This window comes from Desulfonatronum sp. SC1 (assembly GCF_003046795.1).
Classification (GTDB): domain Bacteria; phylum Desulfobacterota; class Desulfovibrionia; order Desulfovibrionales; family Desulfonatronaceae; genus Desulfonatronum.
Genome location: NZ_PZKN01000149.1, coordinates 1 through 448 on the forward strand (window position 1 = coordinate 1; position 448 = coordinate 448).

General features: G+C 39.1%; 1 protein-coding gene. It reads right to left on the reverse strand.

Annotated features, from left to right (window positions below):
* Positions 1 to 448, reverse strand: a 448-nt coding sequence (locus C6366_RS18695) for a RagB/SusD family nutrient uptake outer membrane protein (protein ID WP_146164945.1), incomplete at both ends; no start/stop codon positions are given.

The following is a 448-nucleotide window of genomic DNA, read 5'->3' on the forward strand; positions in this document are numbered from 1 at the left end:
GGATGACCCTGCAGGAATAGCTATATCAGCATATTCAACGACTTTTGGATAGTTGCCATAATATAGATAAACACGTGAAAGTAGACCCGCAATTGCCGACTTGTTAAGTCGACCAATTCCATTGTTGGCATTTACCAAGGAATAAGCTCGCTCAAGATCAGCAATCACATTTAAATAGACCTGGTCTACAGTAGTACCCACCCGGCGATTTAATGCATTTGGATCGAACTGCTTTGAATAGTAAATACCAAGGCTCTGTTTTGCATCAGTAGATTGTGTCGGTATCTTACAATATACTCTAGCAATATCGAAATGCAATATGGCGCGTAGCGCTAAAGCTTCTCCTTCTATATTATTTCTTAACGATGATTCTGGCAATCTTTCAATATTGTCAAGTATACGATTTGCTCTACTAATTACTCTATAAGCAGCGCGATAAGTCCTAAAC